Source organism: Microbacterium sediminicola, assembly GCF_039531125.1.
Lineage (GTDB): Bacteria > Actinomycetota > Actinomycetes > Actinomycetales > Microbacteriaceae > Microbacterium > Microbacterium sediminicola.
The window spans coordinates 750,861-772,738 of record NZ_BAAAPL010000001.1 but is presented as its reverse complement, the minus strand read 5'-3'; the positions used below and the strand labels follow the sequence as shown (position 1 = coordinate 772,738).

20 protein-coding genes are annotated in these 21,878 nt (G+C 64.7%); 7 read left to right on the top strand and 13 right to left on the bottom strand.

Annotated features, from left to right (window positions below; translation table 11 throughout):
* Positions 1 to 11 precede the first annotated feature (11 nt).
* Together leuS and ABD206_RS03555 are read right to left on the bottom strand one after the other, a co-directional pair.
* Positions 12 to 2,582 (bottom strand): leucine--tRNA ligase, encoded by a 2,571-nt coding sequence (gene leuS / locus ABD206_RS03560; protein ID WP_344069353.1) that lies wholly within the window; start codon positions 2,580 to 2,582, stop codon positions 12 to 14.
* A gap of 69 nt (positions 2,583 to 2,651) precedes the next feature.
* The gene (locus tag ABD206_RS03555) at positions 2,652 to 3,935 is read right to left on the bottom strand and encodes an anthranilate synthase component I family protein (RefSeq protein WP_344069350.1); all 1,284 of its coding nucleotides are present in this window, start codon (positions 3,933 to 3,935) and stop codon (positions 2,652 to 2,654) included.
* 41 nt (positions 3,936 to 3,976) lie between these two features.
* Between ABD206_RS03555 and ABD206_RS03550 the strand changes: the two genes are divergently transcribed.
* The 4 genes from ABD206_RS03550 to ABD206_RS03535 are packed head-to-tail and all read left to right on the top strand — an operon-like array spanning position 3,977 to position 7,358.
* Entirely contained in the window at positions 3,977 to 4,672 is a 696-nt protein-coding gene (locus tag ABD206_RS03550; RefSeq protein ID WP_344069348.1) for a DedA family protein, read from the top strand.
* A gap of 12 nt (positions 4,673 to 4,684) precedes the next feature.
* Positions 4,685 to 5,722 carry an App1 family protein phosphatidate phosphatase gene (locus ABD206_RS03545; RefSeq protein WP_344069345.1) on the top strand — a complete coding sequence of 346 codons (1,038 nt, stop codon included), beginning with the start codon at positions 4,685 to 4,687 and terminating at the stop codon, positions 5,720 to 5,722.
* A 32-nt stretch (positions 5,723 to 5,754) separates the two neighbouring features.
* Positions 5,755 to 6,489, top strand: a complete 735-nt coding sequence (locus ABD206_RS03540) for an SOS response-associated peptidase (protein ID WP_344069342.1) — start codon at positions 5,755 to 5,757, stop codon at positions 6,487 to 6,489.
* Complete coding sequence (locus ABD206_RS03535) at positions 6,486 to 7,358, top strand: 3-methyladenine DNA glycosylase (protein ID WP_344069339.1); 873 nt, start codon at positions 6,486 to 6,488, stop codon at positions 7,356 to 7,358. Before ABD206_RS03540 ends, ABD206_RS03535 begins: the two co-directional genes overlap by 4 nt.
* On the opposite strand, the gene ABD206_RS03530 is transcribed toward ABD206_RS03535, so the two are convergent.
* A complete protein-coding gene (locus tag ABD206_RS03530; protein ID WP_344069336.1) occupies positions 7,355 to 8,560 on the bottom strand; it encodes a glycoside hydrolase family 3 N-terminal domain-containing protein in 1,206 nt (401 codons plus the stop codon). The two genes, ABD206_RS03535 and ABD206_RS03530, sit on opposite strands and share 4 nt — an antisense overlap.
* A gap of 73 nt (positions 8,561 to 8,633) precedes the next feature.
* On the opposite strand from ABD206_RS03530, the gene ABD206_RS03525 reads away from it, so the two are divergent.
* Complete coding sequence (locus tag ABD206_RS03525; RefSeq protein WP_344069332.1) at positions 8,634 to 9,935, top strand: M15 family metallopeptidase; 1,302 nt, start codon at positions 8,634 to 8,636, stop codon at positions 9,933 to 9,935.
* Positions 9,936 to 10,302: 367 nt separating this feature from the next.
* On the opposite strand, the gene ABD206_RS03520 is transcribed toward ABD206_RS03525, so the two are convergent.
* The 6 genes from ABD206_RS03520 to ABD206_RS03495 form a co-directional block, all read right to left on the bottom strand.
* The gene (locus tag ABD206_RS03520) at positions 10,303 to 10,500 is read right to left on the bottom strand and encodes a helix-turn-helix transcriptional regulator (RefSeq protein ID WP_344069329.1); all 198 of its coding nucleotides are present in this window, start codon (positions 10,498 to 10,500) and stop codon (positions 10,303 to 10,305) included.
* Positions 10,501 to 11,334: 834 nt separating this feature from the next.
* A complete protein-coding gene (locus ABD206_RS03515; RefSeq protein ID WP_344069326.1) occupies positions 11,335 to 11,706 on the bottom strand; it encodes a hypothetical protein in 372 nt (123 codons plus the stop codon).
* Positions 11,707 to 11,796: 90 nt separating this feature from the next.
* Positions 11,797 to 12,051 (bottom strand): hypothetical protein, encoded by a 255-nt coding sequence (locus ABD206_RS03510; RefSeq protein WP_344069323.1) that lies wholly within the window; start codon positions 12,049 to 12,051, stop codon positions 11,797 to 11,799.
* A 286-nt stretch (positions 12,052 to 12,337) separates the two neighbouring features.
* Positions 12,338 to 13,006, bottom strand: coding sequence for an HNH endonuclease (locus ABD206_RS03505; protein WP_344069320.1), 669 nt, complete (start codon positions 13,004 to 13,006; stop codon positions 12,338 to 12,340).
* Positions 13,007 to 13,026: 20 nt separating this feature from the next.
* The gene (locus tag ABD206_RS03500) at positions 13,027 to 13,632 is read right to left on the bottom strand and encodes a hypothetical protein (protein WP_344069317.1); all 606 of its coding nucleotides are present in this window, start codon (positions 13,630 to 13,632) and stop codon (positions 13,027 to 13,029) included.
* Positions 13,633 to 13,869: 237 nt separating this feature from the next.
* The gene (locus ABD206_RS03495) at positions 13,870 to 14,571 is read right to left on the bottom strand and encodes a TIR domain-containing protein (RefSeq protein WP_344069314.1); all 702 of its coding nucleotides are present in this window, start codon (positions 14,569 to 14,571) and stop codon (positions 13,870 to 13,872) included.
* Positions 14,572 to 14,721: 150 nt separating this feature from the next.
* Here ABD206_RS03495 and ABD206_RS03490 point away from each other — a divergent pair, with 150 nt between their 5' ends.
* On the top strand, positions 14,722 to 15,321 hold the full coding sequence (locus ABD206_RS03490; protein WP_344069311.1) for a hypothetical protein: 600 nt from the start codon (positions 14,722 to 14,724) through the stop codon (positions 15,319 to 15,321).
* Between the two features lie 135 nt (positions 15,322 to 15,456).
* Here ABD206_RS03490 and ABD206_RS03485 read toward each other — a convergent pair whose 3' ends face one another.
* Positions 15,457 to 18,060, bottom strand: coding sequence for a YobI family P-loop NTPase (locus tag ABD206_RS03485; RefSeq protein ID WP_344069308.1), 2,604 nt, complete (start codon positions 18,058 to 18,060; stop codon positions 15,457 to 15,459).
* Between the two features lie 13 nt (positions 18,061 to 18,073).
* Positions 18,074 to 19,126, bottom strand: a complete 1,053-nt coding sequence (locus tag ABD206_RS03480; RefSeq protein ID WP_486348064.1) for a YobI family P-loop NTPase — start codon at positions 19,124 to 19,126, stop codon at positions 18,074 to 18,076.
* 286 nt (positions 19,127 to 19,412) lie between these two features.
* Here ABD206_RS03480 and ABD206_RS03475 point away from each other — a divergent pair, with 286 nt between their 5' ends.
* The gene (locus tag ABD206_RS03475) at positions 19,413 to 19,661 is read left to right on the top strand and encodes a hypothetical protein (RefSeq protein ID WP_344069302.1); all 249 of its coding nucleotides are present in this window, start codon (positions 19,413 to 19,415) and stop codon (positions 19,659 to 19,661) included.
* Between the two features lie 98 nt (positions 19,662 to 19,759).
* Here the strand turns inward: ABD206_RS03475 and ABD206_RS03470 are convergent, their stop codons facing one another.
* Both ABD206_RS03470 and ABD206_RS03465 read right to left on the bottom strand, forming a co-directional pair.
* Positions 19,760 to 20,392: a type II toxin-antitoxin system HicB family antitoxin gene (locus tag ABD206_RS03470; protein WP_344069299.1), complete on the bottom strand. Its 633-nt coding sequence runs from the start codon at positions 20,390 to 20,392 to the stop codon at positions 19,760 to 19,762.
* A gap of 162 nt (positions 20,393 to 20,554) precedes the next feature.
* Positions 20,555 to 21,721: a hypothetical protein gene (locus tag ABD206_RS03465; protein WP_344069296.1), complete on the bottom strand. Its 1,167-nt coding sequence runs from the start codon at positions 21,719 to 21,721 to the stop codon at positions 20,555 to 20,557.
* Between the last annotated feature and the right edge of the window lie 157 nt (positions 21,722 to 21,878).

Genomic DNA, 21,878 nt, shown 5'->3' with positions numbered 1-21,878 from the left:
GGGAGGAGGGATCAGTGCGTGCTGAAGCTGACGACCTTCGGCGCACGCACGATGGCGCGCGTGATCTCGCGTCCGGCGAGGGCACGGACGATCTTCTCGTCGGCACGGGCCGCTCGCTCCAGCTCTGCCGGATCGACCCGCGCCGACACCTCGATGGTGGAGCGGACCTTGCCGTCGATCTGGATGACCGCAGTGACGTTCTCCTCGACGAGGAGCGTGGCATCGGGCTGCCGCCAGGGAACGAGTCCGACGAAGCGGTCGTACCCGAGCGCCTCCCACATCTCCTCTGCGGTGTGTGGCGCGAACAGATCGAGGATCATCGCCACCGCCTCGGTCGCCTCACGAACCGCCGGATCGGCGGGACCCGCACCCGTGTCGATCGCCTTGCGGATCGCGTTGACAGCCTCCATGAGGCGGGCTACGACGACATTGAACTTCGTCTGCTCGATCAGTCCCGGGACCTCCGCCCACAGGCGGTGCGTCACCCGCCGCAGCGCGGTGTCGCCCTCGGCCCAGACGACATCCGGGTCGCTGGTCACGTCGTGGGCGATGCGCCAGGCGCGCGCCAGGAACTTCTGGGCGCCGGTGGTGGAGACATCCGCCCAGTCCTTGTCATCCTCGACCGGCCCCGCGAACGCGAGCGCGACACGCAGGGCATCGGCCCCGTGCGCGGCGAGCTCTTCGTGGAAGAGCACCAGGTTTCCCTTGCTCTTGGACATCTTCGATCCGCCCAGGATCACCATGCCCTGGTTGATGAGCGAGGTGAAGGGCTCGGTGAAGTCGACATAGCCCATGTCGAACAGCACCTTCGTGATGAACCGCGCATACAGCAGGTGCAGGATCGCGTGCTCGACGCCACCGATATAGAAGTCGACCGGCGCCCAACGCAGAGCCTGCGCGGGATCGAACGGCTGTGTCGCGTCCTGCGGCGCCAGGAATCGCATGTAGTACCAGGAGCTGTCGACGAAGGTGTCCATCGTGTCGGGGTCGCGCCGCGCCGACTCCCCGGTGCGGGGATCGACGGTCGACATCCAGTCGTCCGCACCACCCAGCGGCGACGTCCCCTTGGGCGCCAGATCCAGCCCGTGCGCGTCGGGAAGCCTCAGCGGCAGCTGGTCATCAGGCACCGGGACGATTTCCCCGTCGGCGGTGTGGATCATGGGGATCGGCGTGCCCCAGAAGCGCTGACGTGAGATCAACCAATCACGCAGTCGATACGACTTGGAGGCGCGACCGGTGCCGGATGCCGCCAACTCTTCGGTGATACGCGCGATGGCGTTCCGCTTGCTCAGGCCGTCGAGCGAGCCGGAGTTGATCATGCGCCCGTCACCGACCAGCGCGACCCCCGTCGTGGCGGGGTCGATGGACTCGATCGTGTCGAGATCCTCCAGATTCGCATCCGGGTCGATGACCGGTATCGCGCCCGTCAGCGGTGCTGTGGTGTCCACGACCACGCGCACCGGCAGATCGAACGCGCGGGCGAAATCGAGATCGCGCTGATCGTGCGCAGGTACCGCCATGACCGCACCGTGGCCGTAGTCGGCGAGCACATAGTCCGCCGCCCAGATCGGGAGGCGTTCGCCGTTGACGGGGTTGATCGCGAACCGGTCGAGGAAGACGCCGGTCTTCGGTCGGTCGGTGCTCTGCCGCTCGATGTCGGTCTGCTTCTGCACAGCCTCGAGGTAGTCCTGGAATCGCTCGCGCACCTCGGCGCTGGAGTCGGCCGCGAGTTCCGCTGCCAAGTCGCTGTCCGGCGCGACGACCATGAAGGTGGCACCGTGCAGTGTGTCGGGCCGGGTCGAGAACACCGTGACCTTCTCGGCACGCCCCTCGATCTCGAAGTCGATGTCGGCTCCGACCGACCGGCCGATCCAGTTGCGCTGCATCTGCAGCACCTTGTGGGGCCACGAGCCCTCAAGCTGATTCAGGTCATCCAGCAGACGGTCGGCGTAGTCGGTGATGCGGAAGTACCACTGGGTGAGCTTCTTCTTGACGACCACCGCACCGCAGCGCTCGCACTGTCCGTCCACGACCTGCTCGTTCGCGAGCACCGTCTGATCGTTGGGACACCAGTTGACCGGGCTCTCCTTGCGGTAGGCCAGCCCGCGCTCGTGCATCTTCTGGAACAACCACTGGTTCCAGCGGTAGTACTCCGGATCGCTGGTGTGCAGGACGCGGTTCCAGTCGAAAGAGACCCCGTAGGAGCGGAACCCCTCTTTCTGCTGCGCGATGTTGGCGTATGTCCACTCGCGGGGGTCCGCGCCACGCTTGATCGCCGCGTTCTCTGCCGGAAGCCCGAACGAGTCCCACCCGATCGGGTGCAGGACGTTGTAGCCGCGATGACGCCACGCCCGAGCGACGATGTCGGAGTACAGATAATTCTCCGCGTGACCCATGTGCAGGTCGCCCGAGGGGTAGGGGAACATCGCCAGAACGTACTTGCGTGGGCGCGTGTCTTCGTCGCCGCCAGCCCGGAACGGGTCTTCCTGTTCCCAACGCTCCTGCCACTTGCCCTGGATGGCATGCGGATCGTAGCCACCCTCGGCGATGGCGGCGGTGTCGACGGGAACGGTCTGGCTCACGAAATGGGTACCTATCAGTGCGGGAGAAGGCGCAACTTGTGCCCTTCCAGGCTACCGGATGGCGCGCTTTCACCAGCCGTGAGGAGGGAGCACCCCGACCGCCGCGAGCGGTGCGCGCGCCTTCAGACCCACCTCCGCCACCTCGAACGCGGGGTCCGACAGCCAGGTGATGCCACCGCCCGCGCCGACATACACACGACCGGGCTCGATCACAACGGATCGGATCACCATCGCCAGGCGCATCTGCCCCGAGTGCCCGACCCAGCCGAACGCTCCCGCGAACAGTCCCCGCGCGTGCCCTTCCAGGCGGTGCAGGATCGTCATCGCCGACAGCTTCGGCGCCCCGGTCATGCTCCCGGCGGGAAAAGCGGCATCGAGGATGTCGCCGACACCGACCCCTTCGACGAGGTTCCCCGTCACCGTGCTGACGAGCTGATGCACTGCAGGGTGGCTCTCGACCTCGAACAGTCGTTGCACCGTCACCGACCCGGTCGTGCACACCCGGGTGAGATCGTTGCGCATGAGATCCACGATCATGACGTTCTCCGCGCGCTCCTTGACGTCGCTGCGCAACTCCTCGGCGAGCGCCGCATCAGCATCCTGCTGCACTCCGCGCGGTCGGGTCCCCTTGATCGGATCGGTGCGGATACGGCCGTCCTCGACCGCGAGAAACTGCTCCGGGCTGGCACTGAGCAGCCACCTGTCCGCCATGCGGATCACCCCGCCGTGCGGGGCGCGGGACGCCGCGCGGAGTCGTCGATACGCATCCACGGGGTCGACATCGACCGCCATCTCGAACCGCGTTGTGAGACACAGCTGGTAGGCATCGCCGAGCCGGATCGCCTCTCGGCATGCCTCGATGAGTGCGGCGTACTCCTCGGGACGGTGCCGCGAGGATGCCTGCGTCTGCGGGGTGACCTCAGGGGCCGGTTCGGGCGGCCCGAGCGCTGAGAGCCGCTCTGCGAGTGCCTCGGCGAGTTCGGGTGTCTCCGCGTGGACACGGATGGCTCCGCCTGCGGGCGCGAACTCCACGGCCGCGGTCGTTCGCATCCAGGCGTCCTCGCCCGCCCCGTCGAGGTGAACCGGGGCTCCGGCACGCGCTGCGCCCGACTCGTAGGCGAACCACCCGACCCAGCCCTCTGCCGGCGATGACGGCGCGGGGTGCACCCGCACGGCACGGATGTCGGCGATGGACGCCGGTTCGCCGACCCCGACCCAGCTGGATTCCGCGTCCGCATCGCGCCCGGCATCCAGCCAGTAGCAGAACGGGAACTCCGCCGCCCAGCCAACGAACACCTGTTCCGGTGTGATCGACGCGGCCGCCCCCACGAGCGTCGACACAGAAAGCACCACGCTCACAGGGTAGACGGCACCCCCGTTCTAGGCTTCAGAAGATGAACGAGTGGCTGTCGTGGCTGCTGGACACCGTCCAGGGCGTGGACCCCGCAGTGCGCACACTGATCGCGGGCCTGGCCGTCATGCTCGAGACGAGTGTGCTCATCGGACTCATCGTCCCCGGCGACACGATCGTGATCATCGCCGGTACCGCGGTGGCCTCCCCCGTGGAGGGCCTCGCTCTGGGCATCGCGGTGGTGATCGGCGCTCTCGTCGGTGAGACCATCGGCTTCTGGCTCGGACGTTTCCTGGGACCGTACATTCGCCATTCACGCCTGGGCGCGCGACTCGGCGAACACAACTGGAACCGCGCGGAGAACTACGTGCGGCGGCGCGGCGGAATCGCCATCTTCCTCAGCCGTTTCCTTCCCGTCCTCCACTCGCTCATTCCCCTGACCGTGGGAATGAGCGGTTACTCGTATCGCCGATTCCTTGCCTGGACTGCGCCGGCGTGCATCCTCTGGGCAGGTCTGTACGTCACCGTATCCGCGCTGGCAGCGGGCACCTATCGAGATCTCGCCGATCGCGCGCATTACGCCGGATATGTCTTCGTGGGAGCCATCGCCGTGTTCGTGGTGCTCGTGTTCCTCGGCAAGAAGCTCGTGCACCGAATTGAGCGACGCCACCTGTCCGGCTCTGACGCCGGCGAGCCCGACCAATCGGGCACGGCCGATGATCAGTCCTCGGGGGCGTGAAAGACTGAGAGGGTGCCCGGTTCGCAGTCCTCACCCGTGCCCGAGAAGTCGGTGTGGCTTGCACGCCTCGAACGCCGGGTGCAGGCGTGGCGCGAGCGCCGAGCGAGGTCTCGCGGTCGCCGGCCGACGGTGGCCGCCGTGCCCGGCTACGGTGGCCAGGGCTGGGTACGCGTCCTCGGTCGTGCGCTGATCGTTCCGCCGCAACCCACCCGCAGCTCCAGCGAGTACGCGTCTGTGCGGGGGTGGCGCAGCTTCGCCTCCGTCCCCGTCGCCGACGCCGCCGTGCAGATCACGATCGGCGGTACGACGCACGATGTCATCGCAGACCGCGGCGGCGTCGTGGATGTCGTGATCGACGCCGATCTCCCTCCGGGGTGGCAGAGCTTCACGATGTCTGTCGAAGGCGGCACACCGGTGCCCGCACGCGCTTTCATCGTTGGAGCCGACGTGCGCGTGGGCGTTGTCTCTGACGTCGATGACACCGTCATGGTGACGGCGCTCCCGCGACCGCTCCTGGCCGCGTGGAACTCTTTCGTCGTCGACGAGCACGCCCGCCAGCCCGTGCCGGGGATGGCTGTGCTGCTGGAACGGTATGCGCGGGAGAATCCCGGTTGCCCGGTGGTGTATCTGTCGACCGGCGCGTGGAATGTCGCACCCACTCTGGTGCGTTTCATGCGGCGTCACCTCTTCCCCGCCGGCGCGATGCTCCTCACCGACTGGGGACCCACCCACGATCGCTGGTTCCGCAGCGGTCGTGCGCACAAAGAGGAGAATCTTCGCCGCCTCGTCCGAGAGTTCCCGGACATCCGCTGGCTGCTCATCGGCGATGACGGTCAGCACGACGACGCCATCTACACGGCGTTCACGGCGCAGCATCCGGACAATGTCACCGCCGTCGCCATCCGACGCCTTCTCCCCGCCGAAGCCGTCCTGGCCGGCGGACGCACCGTCGTCGATCATCACGCCGCGGCCGATGTGCCCTGGGTGACAGCATCCGACGGCGCCGGCCTGTTGGAGCGGCTGCAGGATGCCGACGTCCTCGAGCGCTGACCCCGTCGTCGCCCCGACGTAGGCTTGCGCCCGTGTGCGGAAGATTCGTCGTCGCCCAGGTCGGCTCGGAACTCGTGGGCGTGCTCCACGCCGATCTGATCAGTGATGCGCTTCCCGCTCCGTCCTTCAATGTCGCGCCCACCGACAGCGCCGCGATCGTCCTCGACTCCGCGCGCACGGAACCCCCGCAGCGTCGGGTGGAGAGCGCCCGTTGGGGTCTCATCCCCGGATGGGCGAAGGATGCAGCGATCGGGTCGCGCGCCTTCAATGCGCGATCCGAGGAACTCGAAGACAAGCCGATGTTCCGCACTCCGCTCGCGCGCCGACGCGCGGTGGTCCCCGCGACCGGATATTTCGAGTGGCACCGCACCGGTGAGGGCAAGACCCCGTACTTCATCCGTCCTGGCGACGGCGCACCGCTGCTGTTCGCCGGGCTCTACGACTGGTGGAAGGACCCGGCGCGCGCCGACGACGATCCTGCGCGTTGGGTGCTGTCGTTCACGATCCTGACGCGTGCGGCCACGGGAGGGCTCGGATCGATCCACGAGAGGATGCCCGTGTTCGTGGACGCCGATCACGCCGATGCCTGGCTGGATCCTGACATCGAGCACCCGCGCGACATCCTGGACGCCGCGGTCGATGCCGCGCGCGACATCTCCCGCACGCTCACGGCGTACCCGGTCTCCACAGCGGTCGGCAACGTGCGCAACAACTCCCCCGCCCTCATCGAGCCGCTGCCGGGCGAGGAGCCTATCCTCGGAGGGTGAGCGCAGTCACCGCCGCCGGTCCGGTCGTCTGGGAGAGATCAGTCTGGACCGAACGAGCCGAGGCACATCGCACACGCGCAGACGAGCTCACGAGGGGCCGTCGTGAGCGCTCCGCGCGCGGCGACACACACCCCGTCGACGACTTCCTGTTCACCTACTACTCCTATCGCCCGGCGCTGCTGCGTCGCTGGCATCCCGGCGAACACGTCGTCCTCGCCGATGCGCCCGAACGCTTCGGCTGGCGCGGATATCGCCGGGTCGAAGCCGGTGTCACCGTCGACGGACGCGCGGTGCGCGCAGAACGCGCAGCTCTGTTCGCGAACATCGCCAATCTTCTGGCGCGGACGGCCACACGGCCGGCGCGCTTCGGATGCTTCGGGCTTCACGAGTGGGCCATGGTGTACCGGGAGCCGGAGCACCGCCACGGGGTCCCGCTACGCCTCGGGCAGGACGGTACCGACGCGGTCGTCGAGGCGCACGGGCTGCGCTGCACCCACTTCGATGCCTACCGCTTCTTCACGCCGGAGGCCGTCAGCCGCAATGCGGAAGAACTCACCCGTGACCGTCAGAGCGAGACGGAACAGCCGGGATGCCTGCACGCCGGGATGGATGTCTACAAGTGGGCGGTGAAGCTCGGTCCGCTCGTTCCGGGCGACCTGCTGCTGGACACCTTCACGCACGCGCGCCAGATCCGCGATCTGGACATGGAAGCATCCCCCTACGACCTCCCGGAGTGGGGCTATGCGCCCGTGCGCATCGAGACCGAGGAGGGCAAGGCCGAATATGTGCGGCGACAGCGCGCGCTGGCGGAACGCTCACAGCAGCTGCGCGGCCGACTTCTGGCGATCCTGACCGGAGACGACGTCTAACCGACCGGCGCGCACTCCGGGCACGGGGCCAGACCCGGCCCCTCCGCCGCGGCGTCCAGCCGCAGTGCTGCCACCCGCGTCGCGGCCTCATCCAGCCGTTCCTGCGTGAGCTGGCCGTTCTCGACCGCCGCCGCGATCCCCGCAGTGATCCGCCCGGCCGTGTCCCGATCGCTGTAGAGGATCGTTAGCACCATGTCGTTGCCGGCAGCCAGCGCCGCCACGGCATTCGCAACCGGATCGCGATACTCAGGCAGACCGGAGGCCTCTAGCATCCCGAGGTCATCGGTGATTGCGACCCCCTCGAATCCGAGGTCCTCGCGGGCGATCCGATGCCACTCCGCGGACAGCGATGCCGGTGCGCTGTCGACCGCTGTGTACCGCAGGTGGCCGAACATGAGCAGCGGAGCTCCGGCATCGATCCCCGCCGCGAACGGCAGTGCGTCGCTCGAAGCCCACTCCGCGTATGACTCGCCGGTCTCCGGGATCCCCGCGTGGGAGTCTCCGGGAGCAGCCCCATGCCCCGGAAAATGCTTCAGGGTCGAGAAGACCTCCGAGCCCTCACCGGTCACGGCTGCGGCAACGCGTTCGGCCGCCGCATCCGGCGTCGTCCCCAACTCGCGGGTATAGATGAACATCGACGTGTCCGGGGTGACATCCGCGACGATGCCGAAATTCACCGAAATGCCAGCCCGCTGGACGAGCGCCGCGCGCCCGGCGAACGCGAGCGCGGTGGCATCCGTCGGCTCGTACTTCAGCGTGCGCGAGGACGGAAAGTCGTCCCACGGCAGTCGGGACACGACACCGCCCTCCTGATCCACCGCGATCAGGGGCGGGAAGGCCGGGTCGAGTGTCAGTGCGGCGGTGATCTCGCGCAGCGCCGACTCCGATGCCGGGATGTTCGCGCCCATGAGGATGAAGCCGCCGATGTCGGTCTCGCTCATGTACGCGCGCAGCGCGTCGGGCGAGGTTCCTGCGATGTGTCCCATCACCACGCTCGCGGCCTTGTCGTCGAGACTCATCTGCGCCACGATCTCGGCGGCGCGACGATCGGCGTCGTCCGCGCCGGCACCAGTCACTTGCACGCGTCCAGCCGGGAGGGTGGAATCGTCGGAGGTATCTGCAGAAGCGGGAGCGCCCACAACGACGGCGCCGCTCACGAAGACAATCGTGAGCACACCTCGCCACCACCGACCGAATGCCATGATCTCCCCTTGCAGACGCTCGCCAGGTTACCCGCTGGCGGCATCGCCGGTGCGCGAGATGTAGCCTGGCGGCATGGACAGCACGCCGAGGGACCGCGCTATTGCGCGGCGGACTTTCCTCGGCGCGGCGGCAGTGTTCACCGCCGCCGGAATAGTCGGCTCCATCCGAACGGACGACGAAAAGGCGCGCTCCGCGTTCGTCGCCGCAGCGGCCGAGTGGGAAGCGGCCGTAGCGAGTGCTGACGCGGCTGCGCTCGCATGGGAAGACAGTCGGACCCGCGCCGAGACAGACGCTGGCCTGGCTTCAGGCCTTCTCAGCGTTGTCGACACCTCGATGCTCGACGACGTCGCAACGGCGGATACGGCACAAGCCGCTCTCGACAACGTCGTGAGTCTCGGTGAACTCACCGTCGTCGCCGCGGGCGACATCACCCACACCGCCATCGTCACCCCCGCCCGCGCCACGCCGGAGGTACCCGAAGGGCGCGCTGAGCAGTACAGCGCCGCGAGCGAACTCGCCACCGCAACAACGCAACTGGTCGCTGACACCGAGGGCATCGTCGCGAACACCGACGCACTTGATGTCGCCGTAGCGACGATGAACGACACGGTCTTGGCGGTGATGACCTCCGCTCACACGAAAGGCACTGCGGCCGAAGTGCCGAGCATGGCATCCCAAGAGACGAAGGACGCCTACTCCGCGGCCGTCGACGCGCTCGAGGATCATCTTGCCGGCACGCCCGCAGAGCGAGTACATGCGTATCAGGAGGCATGGGCTGCTGTGCTGTCGTCGCACGAGGAGGCCGAATCCGCCGCCGCGAACGCCTCGAGTTCGGCCGGCGAGTCGACCAACGGCGTGGCGGAACCGACCTATGTCAGCGGGATTCTCATCGCGAACAAGACCTACGCGCTCCCCAGCTGGTACGGAAACGGTCTGACCGGTGCCACGGCGTCATCGTTCGAATCAATGCGCGCCGAGGCTGCTGCATTGGGCCTGAGTCTGTGGATCGCCAGCGGATTCCGGTCCTACGCCACGCAGGTCGCCGTGTACAACCGCTGGGTCTCGCAGGAGGGGGTGGCGGCAGCCGACCGACACTCGGCACGTCCCGGGCATAGCGAGCATCAGTCCGGTCTCGCCTTCGATCTGAACACCATTTCCGAGGCGTTCGGCTATACGCCGGAGGGCCAGTGGGTGGCCGCCAACGCACACCGCTTCGGGTTCATCGTTCGCTACCCTCAGGGCAAAGAAGGCTCTACGGGCTACATCTGGGAGCCCTGGCACCTGCGCTATCTGGGCGTGGATGTCGCGACCGCCGTCTACGACAGCGGTCTCTCGCTCGAGGAGTACCTCGGCATCACGTCCGTGTACCAGTAGAAATGCGAGAGACCCTCGGATTTCCGAAGGTCTCTCGCATTGTGGTGGACCTGAGGGGACTCGAACCCCTGACCCCCTGCATGCGCTTCACAAAGCCAAGTTCGTGTTCGTTGCTAGTGTTTCCCCCGAGATTACCGCTGTTCTCACGCGGCTGGCGATCTCCGAATGTCTCATCGATGTCCGTCGCTGGCGGTCCCTGAGGACTTCAAAAGTGGCTCAAAAGTGGCGCTCGTTGCCCCGCTCGGAGCCCGACTCTCAGTTGCTGGGGTCCAGTGTCACGTCGATAATTAGGACGAATGTGGCGAAGGCGGGTCATAGTGTTCCTGCGCCGTGGCAGTGCTAGGGCCTATTGGTGATCTGTCCGACGTCACCATCTCCTTGGAGGCGTACTCACCGTCCGCTGTGCAATATATGCCTCGATCGCTTGCTCCGTGTAGCGCACGCTGCCAACTAGCCTGACGTAGTCCGGGCCAACGCAACGCTCCCGCCAGTTCTCTACAGTTCGCACGGAAACGCCGAGTATGTCAGCAACCTCAGCCTGTGTGAGCAATCGCGGTATTGCCATCATCCTCGCCCAGATCGTGTGTCGCGCACCTCCACCACGGGGGTGAATACTTCACGGGATCAAGCGTCGCTCAGAACAGCCGCTTGTGCCCCCGATGGCGACACAATAGTTGATCTGCCGCGACCGAGACGGATCCGCGCTCTGAATCGAGTACCCCGCCGTAGTTCCGCGGTTGCCCGCGAAAAGAAGAGTAGGACAGCGTAGGCCCGCTCTTGTTCTGGCCAGAAATGGAGATTTTGAGCCGCATTGTCGGGGTGATGCGTCGCTCTCCTTGGGGGGAGCTCCGCGCGCCGCAGCAGCGGAAAATCAGAGCTTGTTGGAGTCGTGACGCGCGTCCAACCATGACTCGAACCAAGAACCTATCGTTTAGCAGTCGAGTCTCCCCCACACCTAAGTTTGCTCTAGTACTGAGGCATTTCGAGAAAGGACAGCCAGCAACTGGACTATCCAGCAGCGCACGACTCCTCCCTGCTACGTAGATCTACGATCTGTCCCTCAGCTCAACCGAGTACCGAGCTGCCAAATGCTATGTCGTTGGTCAACGCGCGCGCAAGACAACCATCACGCCGGAGCGCCCAGCTGGTATTCGTTCAGTTCGTCCTCGCACAGAGAACCTTGCCGAAACTGGACATGACAACTGATCCCACGTCATGGACCCAGGTCAGACAAGCCTCTGAGCGAGCGACGGTCCCTCGGCGCATGACGACGTTCATCGTCCAAGCAATCCGACATCGGAAGGGATCCGCAATCGGGCGGTGCGCGAAACAGGTTCCCCCGCGAGCGTCACCGCTCCGGAGTACGAGCTCGTGAGCAGAGATGACTCGACCCCAGCGACTAGTTCGCGGGGGTGCTAACGGTCACGCCTCCCTGGAAGCACCCGTAGGTCTTGTCTCCGACCAGATGGACACCGTCACCGAGCCGTGCGCAGATCATGGTGGCCTCCAATATCGGAGGGAGCGTGAAAGCAATCACGACGGCCATGAACACCAACCCGACGGCTGCAACAATCACTCCAGCAAGCGCGAACCGATTCAAGAATCCCGCGCGACGGGACTTCACCAGTCCGACAATGCAAAGCACCAAGCCCACCAGATTGAGCACGGCCACGAACGAGAGTACGAATCCGACGATGCCGATAGCTCTGTGCGGATCCGCGGATGTCGCCGGCGGCTGACTTCCCACCCTGGATTCAGTGACGAGGCCCATCACCACATGCTAGGTCGCGCCTCGACCGCGACCTTCACCAGAGGAAGATCAACCTCGCGAAGATCGGTCTTCGGCTGCTCCCGCCAAGGGCTACGCGCCTGCGATCAGTCTCACGATCGCGAACGTGATCGCCAAGAGTCCGACCCCGACCCAACCGACGCCGACCGCGCCAGCCCAGAACGGCGTCTGCAGCCGTCCCCACCTTTGCGCGCGACTCTTTCCAACAATCGGTGCTTCGGACTTGATGACGAAGTCGCGGGCTTGCTTCCTGTACTTCACGAGCAAGATTCCGATCACGATGGCTCCGAGTCCGACAACAATTGGAACCACCACCTCCGGCCTCATGTGCCAAACCCTAGAGGATCTAGTCGACCGTCACTCTGCTGTAGCCGGAACCTTGCCCGGTGCGATGGTTCAGCTTCGTTGCGAAGTCAGCTGGTTGCGAGAGACTCGGTCACGTCTTCCAGTTTGGATGCCAGCCTGCGACAGACACATCTTCCCGCATGAGCGGCTCGTCCACTTCGGAATAGCCACGGATCTCGTCCCGATCCGTCTCCGGGCAGTGCACGGTGGCGGGGCATCGTGGGCAGGCTGCGGTTGCCGATCGATGTTGTGTGGCGAGCGGCTGGGTCTACGGCGCCTGCTCAGTCTTCCGTGAGAAGTGCCGCATCCAGCGCTCGTGGTATCCCTCGGCCGAGTGCCGTTTTCCGTGGGCGTCACCCATGGCGATGATGCTTGGGTAGGCCTCGAGGAGCCCGTGCCATCCGATCACGTGCTCGGGACGGTCGACCGCTGGCAGTTCCGTCGCGAGCGCGTCCGACTTGCGGACATTGCACATGGTGTGGAGTGTCGTGAGGTTCGCGATCTCGCCGGTGCCACCGCGGGCGTGCGCGAACTTGTGGTCCGCTTCGGGGGCGAGTGCCCAGTACATCGGGTGGATCGCGCCGCGGCGGTAGTTGCGGTGGTATGGCAACTCATCAGGGAACAGGTCGCTGAACGCGACGAGTACGCTCTGCGGGATGCATCGCCCACCGCAATACGTGCAGGTCATCTCATCCCGCAGGAAGACCTGGGCGCGCACGGGATCGGTCACGTCGCGAGGCCGACGTTCGGCAGGATCTGTCGCCGGGCTGGCTTTCGCTGCGGAGCGGAGGTGTCCTTCCCAACGCTCGAATGCGATCGGTTCGATGCTAGTCCGAGCGCCCTCGAGGTCGCCGCTCACGATCGCCCGCGCCGCTGTGCTGAGCGTGTCAGCGTATCTGTCGACATCTTCGAGTTCGAGGGTGAGGGTTGCGGTCACGGCGCCACTGTATCGATCCTTCAGTGGCCGGCGGGCTCCGGATCCGAGGGCCGCCGCATTGTCCGGATGAACTCCACGAACGAGATGACTCGGAGGTTCTGAAAGAGCGCGGGGATCTTGCCGACGTTCGCGAGTTGCCGCGCGTACTCCCAATTGCGGTGCACCTTTGCCAGTACGGCCTCGTTGCAAACCACGAGGCCGTACAGCCCAAGAGCACTGGCGTTCAGCAGGTCGCCGAGCATGTGCTTTGCCGATCCGCTGTTCACGATCTCAACCGCAAGAAGGCAGCGAGGGTTCTCATTGGTTCTGAGGTCCTCAAACCAGTGGCGCATGGTCCCAGGGAACATTTCGAGACTCATGGGGAGGCGGCCGCTCGAGGTGCTGTAGGGCCCGACCGCAAGATCGACGCGCGGCGCGTACCGTCTCACGTCCGAACGGAACGCGTCCGTAGCTCCTCTCGCGGACTGCCACTCCGAGGTGACTTCCGTGAAGTGTTCATCGAGCAAGGACTTCGCAACCGCCTGGAATGAAGCGGCGTTCGAAAAGGACGGAGGCAAGTCATCGGGCACGTCAACGCCCTCCGATCCGCAAACTACCTTGATGGCCACAGGGACCTCTGGCTTCACAGCGCAGTCTAATCGGCTTGAGTAGGTCAGGCTCCGCGGATCCGCATACGGGCACTGACCGCTCAAGGGTCCAGTTCGTGCGTCAGGGATATACAGCGAGCTCGATACGCAACCGGCCGACCAGTCCTGTGACCCGTGCTTGGAATCGCTCGGTTCAGGCGGAACCAGCAGCAATGGCGGCGCAGCTACCAGCACCGCTCATATGTATTGGCCTGTGAAGAGTCGTCACGCGTCTAGCTAGAGCGCTTCAGGGTCAGGCGTGTATCCCGCGGCTTGAAGCTCTTTGAACAGCTTCGCCTTCACTTCGTCGATCTTGTCCTTGAAAGGGAGGTAAAGCAGACCGTGGATATCGCTGGGTTTCTCAACCGTCTCTTGATAGAGAATCGCGACACGCTTCCGTCCAAGGTTCGCAAGGACCATCCCCAGTTCCAGGATGACATTTTGTCGCGCACGGGCATGCGCCTTTGACGCGTCAGATTTCACATGCCCGATGTCGTCGGGGGTCAAGAGGACGCAGGCGTACCCGACGTCGCCGGATTGCCGAAGGTACCGCTCAAGCTTCTCGATGACTGTGTCGCCTGCTGCCGGCAGGTTCGCCAGGATGATCGGCTTCAATCCCATCTTGCGGAGGAGCAATTCCAACGCGTCCGTAGCCGCAGCATCGTGGCCGTACACAACAAAGACATTCTTGTTGGGACCAGGCGTCGGTTGGATACCGACCTGTTCACCCACGCTGAGTTCCGGCTGCGCTCCGTCCTTCCACGCCTGCAACTCATCGAGGAGCGGCGTCCTCTTCCCTTGCGTCTGAACCGTCCCCGTGTGGAAGAAGTTGACGACCTCTCCGGACTTGGCGCGAATCTGAGTGCAGTGTTCCTGCTCCTTGATGTCGTACTCAATTCCACGCTGGGTGAGCAGCGCCTCGACCTCGGCTTGATTCATGCCTCTCCTAACTCCTTGCCTCAATGTATCGGCCGACCAACCGCCCCACCGAACCACTCGAACCGTATTCGGGCATTGCCCGAAAGAGGGGCGACGGCGTGCCACCAGAGGCCTCAGGGGAGTATCGCCACCCGGCAGCAGCTTTGCCTCGTGGAGATCGCGAATGCACTTATCGCGGCGGTCTGTATCGGCGTGACTATCCTCATTGCCTGGGCGTCGACACGTACGACGCGTGCTCGGCGACGCGCTGAGGAGGCGAAGCTGGCGCTGAAGCTCCTCGAGGCGAATCTAGCAAGCGAAAACCGAACGGATCAGGATCGGTTGATGGAAGCGCGGCTTGTGAACACCGCACGGTTGGCGACCACCGAGTTCACCAGGCTGATGCTTGATGATGGACCGCGGTGGTGGTCGGTCGTTCCTGTCGCCACCTATGGCGTGCTCCTCTTGGTCATGTCTTGGGTCACGCCCAGTTCCGGAGCGGCGGCGATGTTTGTGGCGATTGGCATTGGGGGCTTCGTCTATGTCATCGTCGCGGTGCGGCTCAAGGGCCGTCGTGCGCGGCGGCTCAAGGAAGCCGGCATTCACGTCCCGAACATCCGCGAGTTGCTCGACGCCGAGCGCCGCGACTGGTCGAATGTCTTGGCCGCACGCCGCACACGACGAGCCGGTCCTCCGGTGTCCAAGGATGGCGTGCCAAGCCAACCCGTCGATCGCGATCCACGTACGTGCAGCGACCAGAGTTCCGGCTGAAGGAAGTTCGTGTCTGACTCGGAGTTCCAGTTCCCGTCCCCGAACTACTTGACCTTTACGCGGGCGGTCCGGCGATATGCCATTGTCGAGTGCACCGACAAACAGTGAACGCACTGCGAAGCGAGCGCCTAGGTTTCAAACCTGCCGGCGGAGGAACACCCGCCGGCGCCCATGCTCAGGCTTGTGGTCGCTGACGATCTCGGCCGCTTTCAACCGGTCGAGTACTGTTCGGTGGGCTGCGTCGTCCGGAACTAGTGGCCGTGTGGTACCCCGGTCCGCGATCGACGGGTAGGGATCACCGAGGGCACGCAACGCCGCCCGGAGCTGGTCGAGCGTAACCGTGCTGGATGACGACAGCAGTGCGACAATGCTCTCGTCCAAGGCGCCGGCGGCCCTGAGCTGATCGATCACTGGGTAGGCAGTGTCAGTGCGCGAGGCAACCGCAGCTGACGCCATCGCGCGAATCGAGGCCGGGCTGGCCCCAGGGATGAAGTTCGAGAGGTCGCGCAGGACCGCGGCCTTCAACCGTGGCGGAATGTCGGCGCTCCCTAGGAAGGCCGCGACGTCGCTGTCCGGTAGCACGTCCGGAGAGATGAATTCCTGCGCGCCACTCGATCTGATCAGCGCTGCCTCGCGTGTCGGCCAGTCGGGGATGAGCGCGCTCGAGAAGGTTTGCGCTTCGTCGGCGAGCAGGCCAGCCTCGATCATTAGGCCGACGATCTCACCCCGCTCGGCCGTCAGCGATGTTTGCGGGATCGACGCGGAAAGCTCCAGGCTCGCGGCGAGCTTCACACGCTGCGCCGCCGCCGGGAGCGCTTGCCGTGCACCGATGATCGCAACGGCAAGACGTGCACGCTCCGGCTCCGCGATGTCGCCCGATAGCTCGACCACCTCCACCCCATCGAGGAGCTTGCCGATGCTTCCGTCAAGTGCGCCGACGCCGTCGAGGTAGGCCAGCAGATTCGAGTCAGAGACCGGAACGCGCCGTGTGGCCGCGAGAGCAGGCCACGCGCTCTGCGGCGCGTGGACGATCGTGTCCACTCGGCAGTGCGCTGACGCAGCTTCGATAAGTCTGCTGACGTGTGAGTCCTCGACTGCCGCGTCGTGCACGCTGTTAAGCACAGATAAGAACTGCTGTGGGTCATCGACCGTCGCCGCACCCTGCTGTTCCGCGATTATCGCGAGGTACTCGGTCATGCGCCCGAGAGCCGTTGCGTATACAGGTTCCTTGCTCGCGTGGATAGCGTCCAGCGCGAGCGACGACTGTCCCGTCAGGTCCTGGATATTCGCAGCCGTGAGCTCGTAAGCGCCCAGCTCGATCACGCGCGCCCGGGCGATGGCGTTCAAAGGTTCGGTCGCAGGTAGCTGGATCCCAAGCTTCGCGATAGCGTCCATGGCCGCCGGCTTCGGGAAGACCATCGCTCTGGGGCTCGTCGGCGCAGGCGTGCTGATCGACGGGAAACCCGCGTATCTCTCGATCACGAGTTCGGCGAACTCGCGGGTCGAAGGCTCGCCGATTTGCGAGCCAGCGGACGTAAGCGCGGCATCGATGAGTTCGGCGAGCACTGCCTCCGGCGCGCCGCTGACAAAATCCGCGATCTTCTCGGGCACAAGTGGCGCGAGCATACGCACGAACCGTTTCCGCTCGGTCCCGGCGTCGAGATATGCTTCCGCGAAGTCTCGATCGCCCCGATCCCAAGCGGCGACGTGCCGCACGATCATCATTGCCTCATCCGGGCGATCCGCGAGTAGATGATCAAGGAGCTTGATGTTGTAGGCGGCGCGGTCCCGGAAGATGTCGACGCCCTTGTCTCCGATGATCGCCTCGACGTCTTCGGCCTCGAGCTCCGCGTGGATGTCGGCGACGCCGCGGTCAAGCGCGTGCACGATGTAATTGAGCGCGCGGGGACGTAGGTGCTGGCCATAGTAGATCGACACATGGAGGGCGAAGTACTCATTGAGGTATCCGGACGCCACGAGCGCCCGGGCCAGACGCGACTTCAGGATGCGGGCCGCCGCTTGCTCGAACGTCTCGGGTTCTTTCCCTGCTCCGGCAGCGGCGGTGAATTCGCTCCGCTCGTAGATCTCATGCCATGAGTGGTGCCGGAGAAAGGCGACGTCGCGCCGAGCCTGGCGTTGGAGTTCGATCTGTGTCGCGCGATCGACCTTGGCCCATTGAGCAGCGTCAATCGCCGTTCCCAGGAGCGTCTGCAGGTCATCTGTGGACAGGCTTATCGACGAACCGCTCTGTCTGTTGGTGAACACCAACGCCGGACGCTCGTTGGAGAGCTGGATCCAGAGCGCGGGAGTTCGCAGTTGTAGGCCCTCGTGACGCTGGTTCGCAATGCGCAGTTGCACATAGTCCGGATACTGCTGGCCAGCGGGCGTGGCTCGCATCACGAGCTCGAGGCGGTCTCCTAGCTGCTTCGCGCGACTGTCGAGCGTCCTTTCCATCGCCAATTTCTCGCTTGCTGCGTGGTCGCGGGCGAGCGCGTTGCTCACTGCGGCCGTCACAATGCCGCGCCATGCGTTGTACAGGCGGTCGAGGTCGCTGCTCCCAAATCGAATGGCCTCGAAGTCGGACATGTGCACGCACTTGTAGACGATCAGCGCAAACAATCGGTCGGGATCGATTCCGGGCATCTTGTTCGGCGTGCCGAGCAGGCGGTCGGCGTAAATGTCATACTCGTTGCGCATGTCGGTGATCAGTCGCATGTCCGCGACGAAGCGGGCCACCACGTTGACGAGGTCTCTAGAGACCCCCCTTGCCCTCCATCTGCTTCAGCATGAGGTCACGCGCGTTGCGTTGGGTAATAAAGGGGACGATCGGGATCACGATGTCGAAGAACATGGTGCGATTCGCCCGCCGCACCTCATCGTCCGCGGCGTCCGCGTGCACGCGGGTGTGCGACGATTCCGACCCAACTGAATCGTCGACGTCAATGACATCACCGAGTCTCTCAAAGACGCTGTCACGCAACGCGTAGATGAACTTCACCTCTGGGAGCGAGCCGCGCTTTGTGGAGGCATTCTCGACTGCAGCCCCTGTCAACGTGTTTCTCTTCGCGCGGATGCGGCGGCGCCCGCGAACCTGCTCAGTTCCGTTCAGGAGGTTGTTGAGGGCGCGTAGCGCTTCGAAGATGTGCGGATCTTCGAAGCGGTCGATGTCTTCGAATATGACGATGTCGCGACCGCTCCGCTCGAAGAAGTACACGATCTCATCCATGTACTGATCGAAGTAGTTGGAAGATGTCGCAGCGAGCGAGACGGTCGCCGGGCCTGCACTCAGCTTCTCCAGGAACGTTCGGTTGTGCGTGAGCCATCGGATCGCAAAGATCACTCCCGACAGAATTGTCAACAGCGCGAGGCCTCCGAGCACTGTCGACCCAAGAGCTGGCTCATCGCCGAGGAAGGCCAGAAGCGGCGTTGTGAGACCGGACAGCCACAGAATCGCGAGCAACAACGCCCCTAGCCCCAACGCGACGCCGACCTCCCGCCGCGGTCGGAATCGTGCCAGCCGGTGGAAACGGGAACCGCGGGTGCGCTCGGGCGCATCCCTGTACAGGATCTGCTTGACGATCTCCTTTTGGATCTGATTCGTCTTCGTCCACGCCGCGGGGTTCGCCTCCGTGGGCCGATCGGGTTGTTCTTGCTCGACTCCCACCGTTGACAGCGACAACTCCAGCACCCGATCCTTGAACTCGTCGAGTTCACCGAGCTGCTGCAACACACTGCTCTTGCCTGTGCCGTATGCGCCGGTCAAGGCGATGTTCCGGACATCGTCCTGGTCGCGGAGCGCGCGCACGAGCGCGCGAAGGTATACGCCGTGCCGGCCCTCGTCGTAGCTCGGCGCGAGGCTCCTGAGCGAGATCGAATCATTGGCGGCAGGATCCGGAGCATCGGGCATGGGGCGATGCTATTCGACGAAGCGGACACGCTCAGTTCACCTGGACCTGTGGCGTACGCCGCCTGTGCTGCAGCGCCGGTTCCTGCGGCAATGTCAGACCACAGGGAACTGATCTGCGCCGCATGGGCGTCGGGGTCGCGGCGATGGCTTCGTGCGCCATCCATCGGTGCCGTACCATCGGCGAATGGCGATCACCTATCCTCCGATTCCGCCCGCACCTGGTGAGAGTGCGGAGGTGGAACTGCGTCCTGGTGTGCGAACCGAATTGCGCTGCGTCGCCGAAGGACACTGGCTCACCGACCCTGTTCAGGGCGTCCAGACCGAGGTCCGTCGTGGCGACGAGGGTTACTCGGTGCTGACGACGAATGGCGACGCACACTTAGAGTCTGAGTGGCGCTCCTGGCGCGAGGCAATGATTCACGGAGTCGTCTGACGGTCCGCGCAGATTCTCAGCGAAGCGTCGGCGACCACACTCGCCGTCCATCACCTTAGGTCGGGTCAAACATGCGCGATGCCCGCCGCGGGCAGGGGTCAGAGCGCAGCAACCGCTGCCTGATCGAGTCGCACTGACACTCTGATGTCGGCAGCAAGCTCCGGCGGCGCGTGGAACGCATGTGCGATCGCTTCGCGCGCGTTGGACACTGCTTCCTTCAGCGAGGACCCGAAAGCTGCGGTTACAGGCAGCTTTCGGACGCTCGCAATCCAGGTGGCCTCGTCATAGGTCAGGTCGAGCATGAACTCGTGCGCCTTCAGCAGCCGCCACCCGTTCGCGGATGCCATCGGTGCGAGATTCCGTTCCACGTGGGTTGCATGTCGAGCCTCGTTTCGGTCAAGCCATTCACGAAGTTCATCGATCGACGACAATAAAACGCACTCGTCGGCAGCGTAATCGAACAACTGGAAGCTGGTCGGATCGTCGGTCAAGCTGATGTTGAACAGTGAAGAGCCGAGCGCGCCGAATGACCACATCAGCTCCGCGCCGCCGTCAGTATTGGCGAGCTCGCAGTACCAGCCGGGCCGCCCGTACAGGAGGTTCCCGAGCGACTCCCACCACGGACTGGAGTCATCTCCGTAGAGACTTGTCGCCGTGACGACGTACTCGGGGGAGCCGAGGTTCAGCTCAATCTCCACCCGCGTGTGGGGGTCGGGCGTGGTACCGGTCATGAAATCCTCCTTATAGCTGTAAGCCGAGATACTTCCATAGTCCTCGTCGCTCGATTGACGGTCGCTGAGCGGGCGATTGTTTACGCTGTCGGCCGCTCAGGCTAGCCCCGACGCGTAGACCCGCCCGCGAAACTCTGCTGTCACACTGATTCAGCTAACGCTCTAGTCGCGCGCCGGTCCGAACATGCTGTAAGTCTCCAGTACCGCTCGCTGGGAGATCGAGCTTGGACGCATGAGCAGGTATTCCGTCAACGCCGCCGCGACACCCGAGATAGCGGCGGATGCACTGGCAGCCACCAAGTTGCCACCCATGAGCTGTCCGCCAGCGGCACCCAGACCGGCGAAGCCGAATGTTCGACCCGCTCGACGAATCGTACTGAGGAATCCTGCCTTGTTCACCTGCTTCGACAACACACGACTCGCGCTCTCGAGTTCGTCACTCATCACCTCACGGGCCGTCGCTAACCAGCTTTCATCGGAATTTGGGATGGCATGGACAATCTGCATCGCGCGCGTTAGCTCTTGACGGAAGCCCACGTACGCGTCCGACTGCCGCGCCACCGCCACGGTCGAGGAGTCCGGAATTAGCACAGGTATCGGCAGCACCGAGAAGTCGCGCATTGCTCGCCGATTCTCCCCGCCCGTACCCTGGGTCTCCACCAGACGCTCGATGACCGATCGTTCCAATGGGGTCCCGATGTGAATCGCGCCGTTGGGAGCCACCTGTCGAGCGATAGCGATCGAGTGAACGACTTCCATCGCAGCGAGGGTTTTCGAGGCGTCGCCTCTCACACCTTTGGGATCCGTCATCCAGCGCCAATCCAGTTGATCTTCCGCGATTTCGTTCATCGCCTGCCAAGCCGAAACTGTGTGCTCAGCGAAGTCGGCGCTTGACGGGGGACGGAAGTACCGCACTGCTCCCAGTCGTTCAAGCGGCGCGAGTTCGACGATTGTTCCCAAGACCGACGCCAACTCTGAGGAGGAGGGCGGCTCAGTCCAAGAGTCTGCTTGCGACGCCCGAATGCTCATGAGAAGTGGATGTAGAGGGTCGAGGACCGCGACCTCACCAACCAGAAGCGCCAGTGCCCGCACCCTCGCCCCGGCGAGCGGCAGAAGATCGGGGCTGTACAACTCATCGGGCCTTGAATTGGTGGCGCAGTATGCCTGCAGGTTGACCGGTCGCGAGGAACCGAGATGGTGTTGAGACTCGAGGTGCTCGGCGAACGCGAGCCAATGCTCAGGCGGAGCTTTTGAGATCGCCGAAATGCCGTCGGGCCCCAGTCCTGGGCCCCACCACGCGGTGAGCGCGTCGATGAGCGTTTCGGTCATGCATCAGAGCTTATGGACTACGGAGTCCGGCAAGTCGGCCATCAAATGCAGATGGACCAGGCCTCGTTCGATCGGTGCCGGCGCGCAGGGGGCTGCGGTCGGATTTGGGAGACCGCCGTGCTGGCCGGACGATAGCCGGTCGCTCACCGTGCGCCAA

What these genes read in the sequence shown, in the direction of transcription:
- ABD206_RS03550 (WP_344069348.1), top strand. Translation starts at nt 3,977, where the DNA reads ATGAACGAGTGGCTGTCGTGGCTGCTGGACACCGTCCAGGGCGTGGAC.
- ABD206_RS03530 (WP_344069336.1), bottom strand. Translation starts at nt 8,560, where the DNA reads ATGGCATTCGGTCGGTGGTGGCGAGGTGTGCTCACGATTGTCTTCGTG.
- ABD206_RS03525 (WP_344069332.1), top strand. Translation starts at nt 8,634, where the DNA reads ATGGACAGCACGCCGAGGGACCGCGCTATTGCGCGGCGGACTTTCCTC.
- ABD206_RS03520 (WP_344069329.1), bottom strand. Translation starts at nt 10,500, where the DNA reads ATGGCAATACCGCGATTGCTCACACAGGCTGAGGTTGCTGACATACTC.
- ABD206_RS03515 (WP_344069326.1), bottom strand. Translation starts at nt 11,706, where the DNA reads ATGGGCCTCGTCACTGAATCCAGGGTGGGAAGTCAGCCGCCGGCGACA.
- ABD206_RS03510 (WP_344069323.1), bottom strand. Translation starts at nt 12,051, where the DNA reads ATGAGGCCGGAGGTGGTGGTTCCAATTGTTGTCGGACTCGGAGCCATC.
- ABD206_RS03495 (WP_344069314.1), bottom strand. Translation starts at nt 14,571, where the DNA reads ATGAATCAAGCCGAGGTCGAGGCGCTGCTCACCCAGCGTGGAATTGAG.
- ABD206_RS03475 (WP_344069302.1), top strand. Translation starts at nt 19,413, where the DNA reads ATGGCGATCACCTATCCTCCGATTCCGCCCGCACCTGGTGAGAGTGCG.
- ABD206_RS03470 (WP_344069299.1), bottom strand. Translation starts at nt 20,392, where the DNA reads ATGACCGGTACCACGCCCGACCCCCACACGCGGGTGGAGATTGAGCTG.
- ABD206_RS03465 (WP_344069296.1), bottom strand. Translation starts at nt 21,721, where the DNA reads ATGACCGAAACGCTCATCGACGCGCTCACCGCGTGGTGGGGCCCAGGA.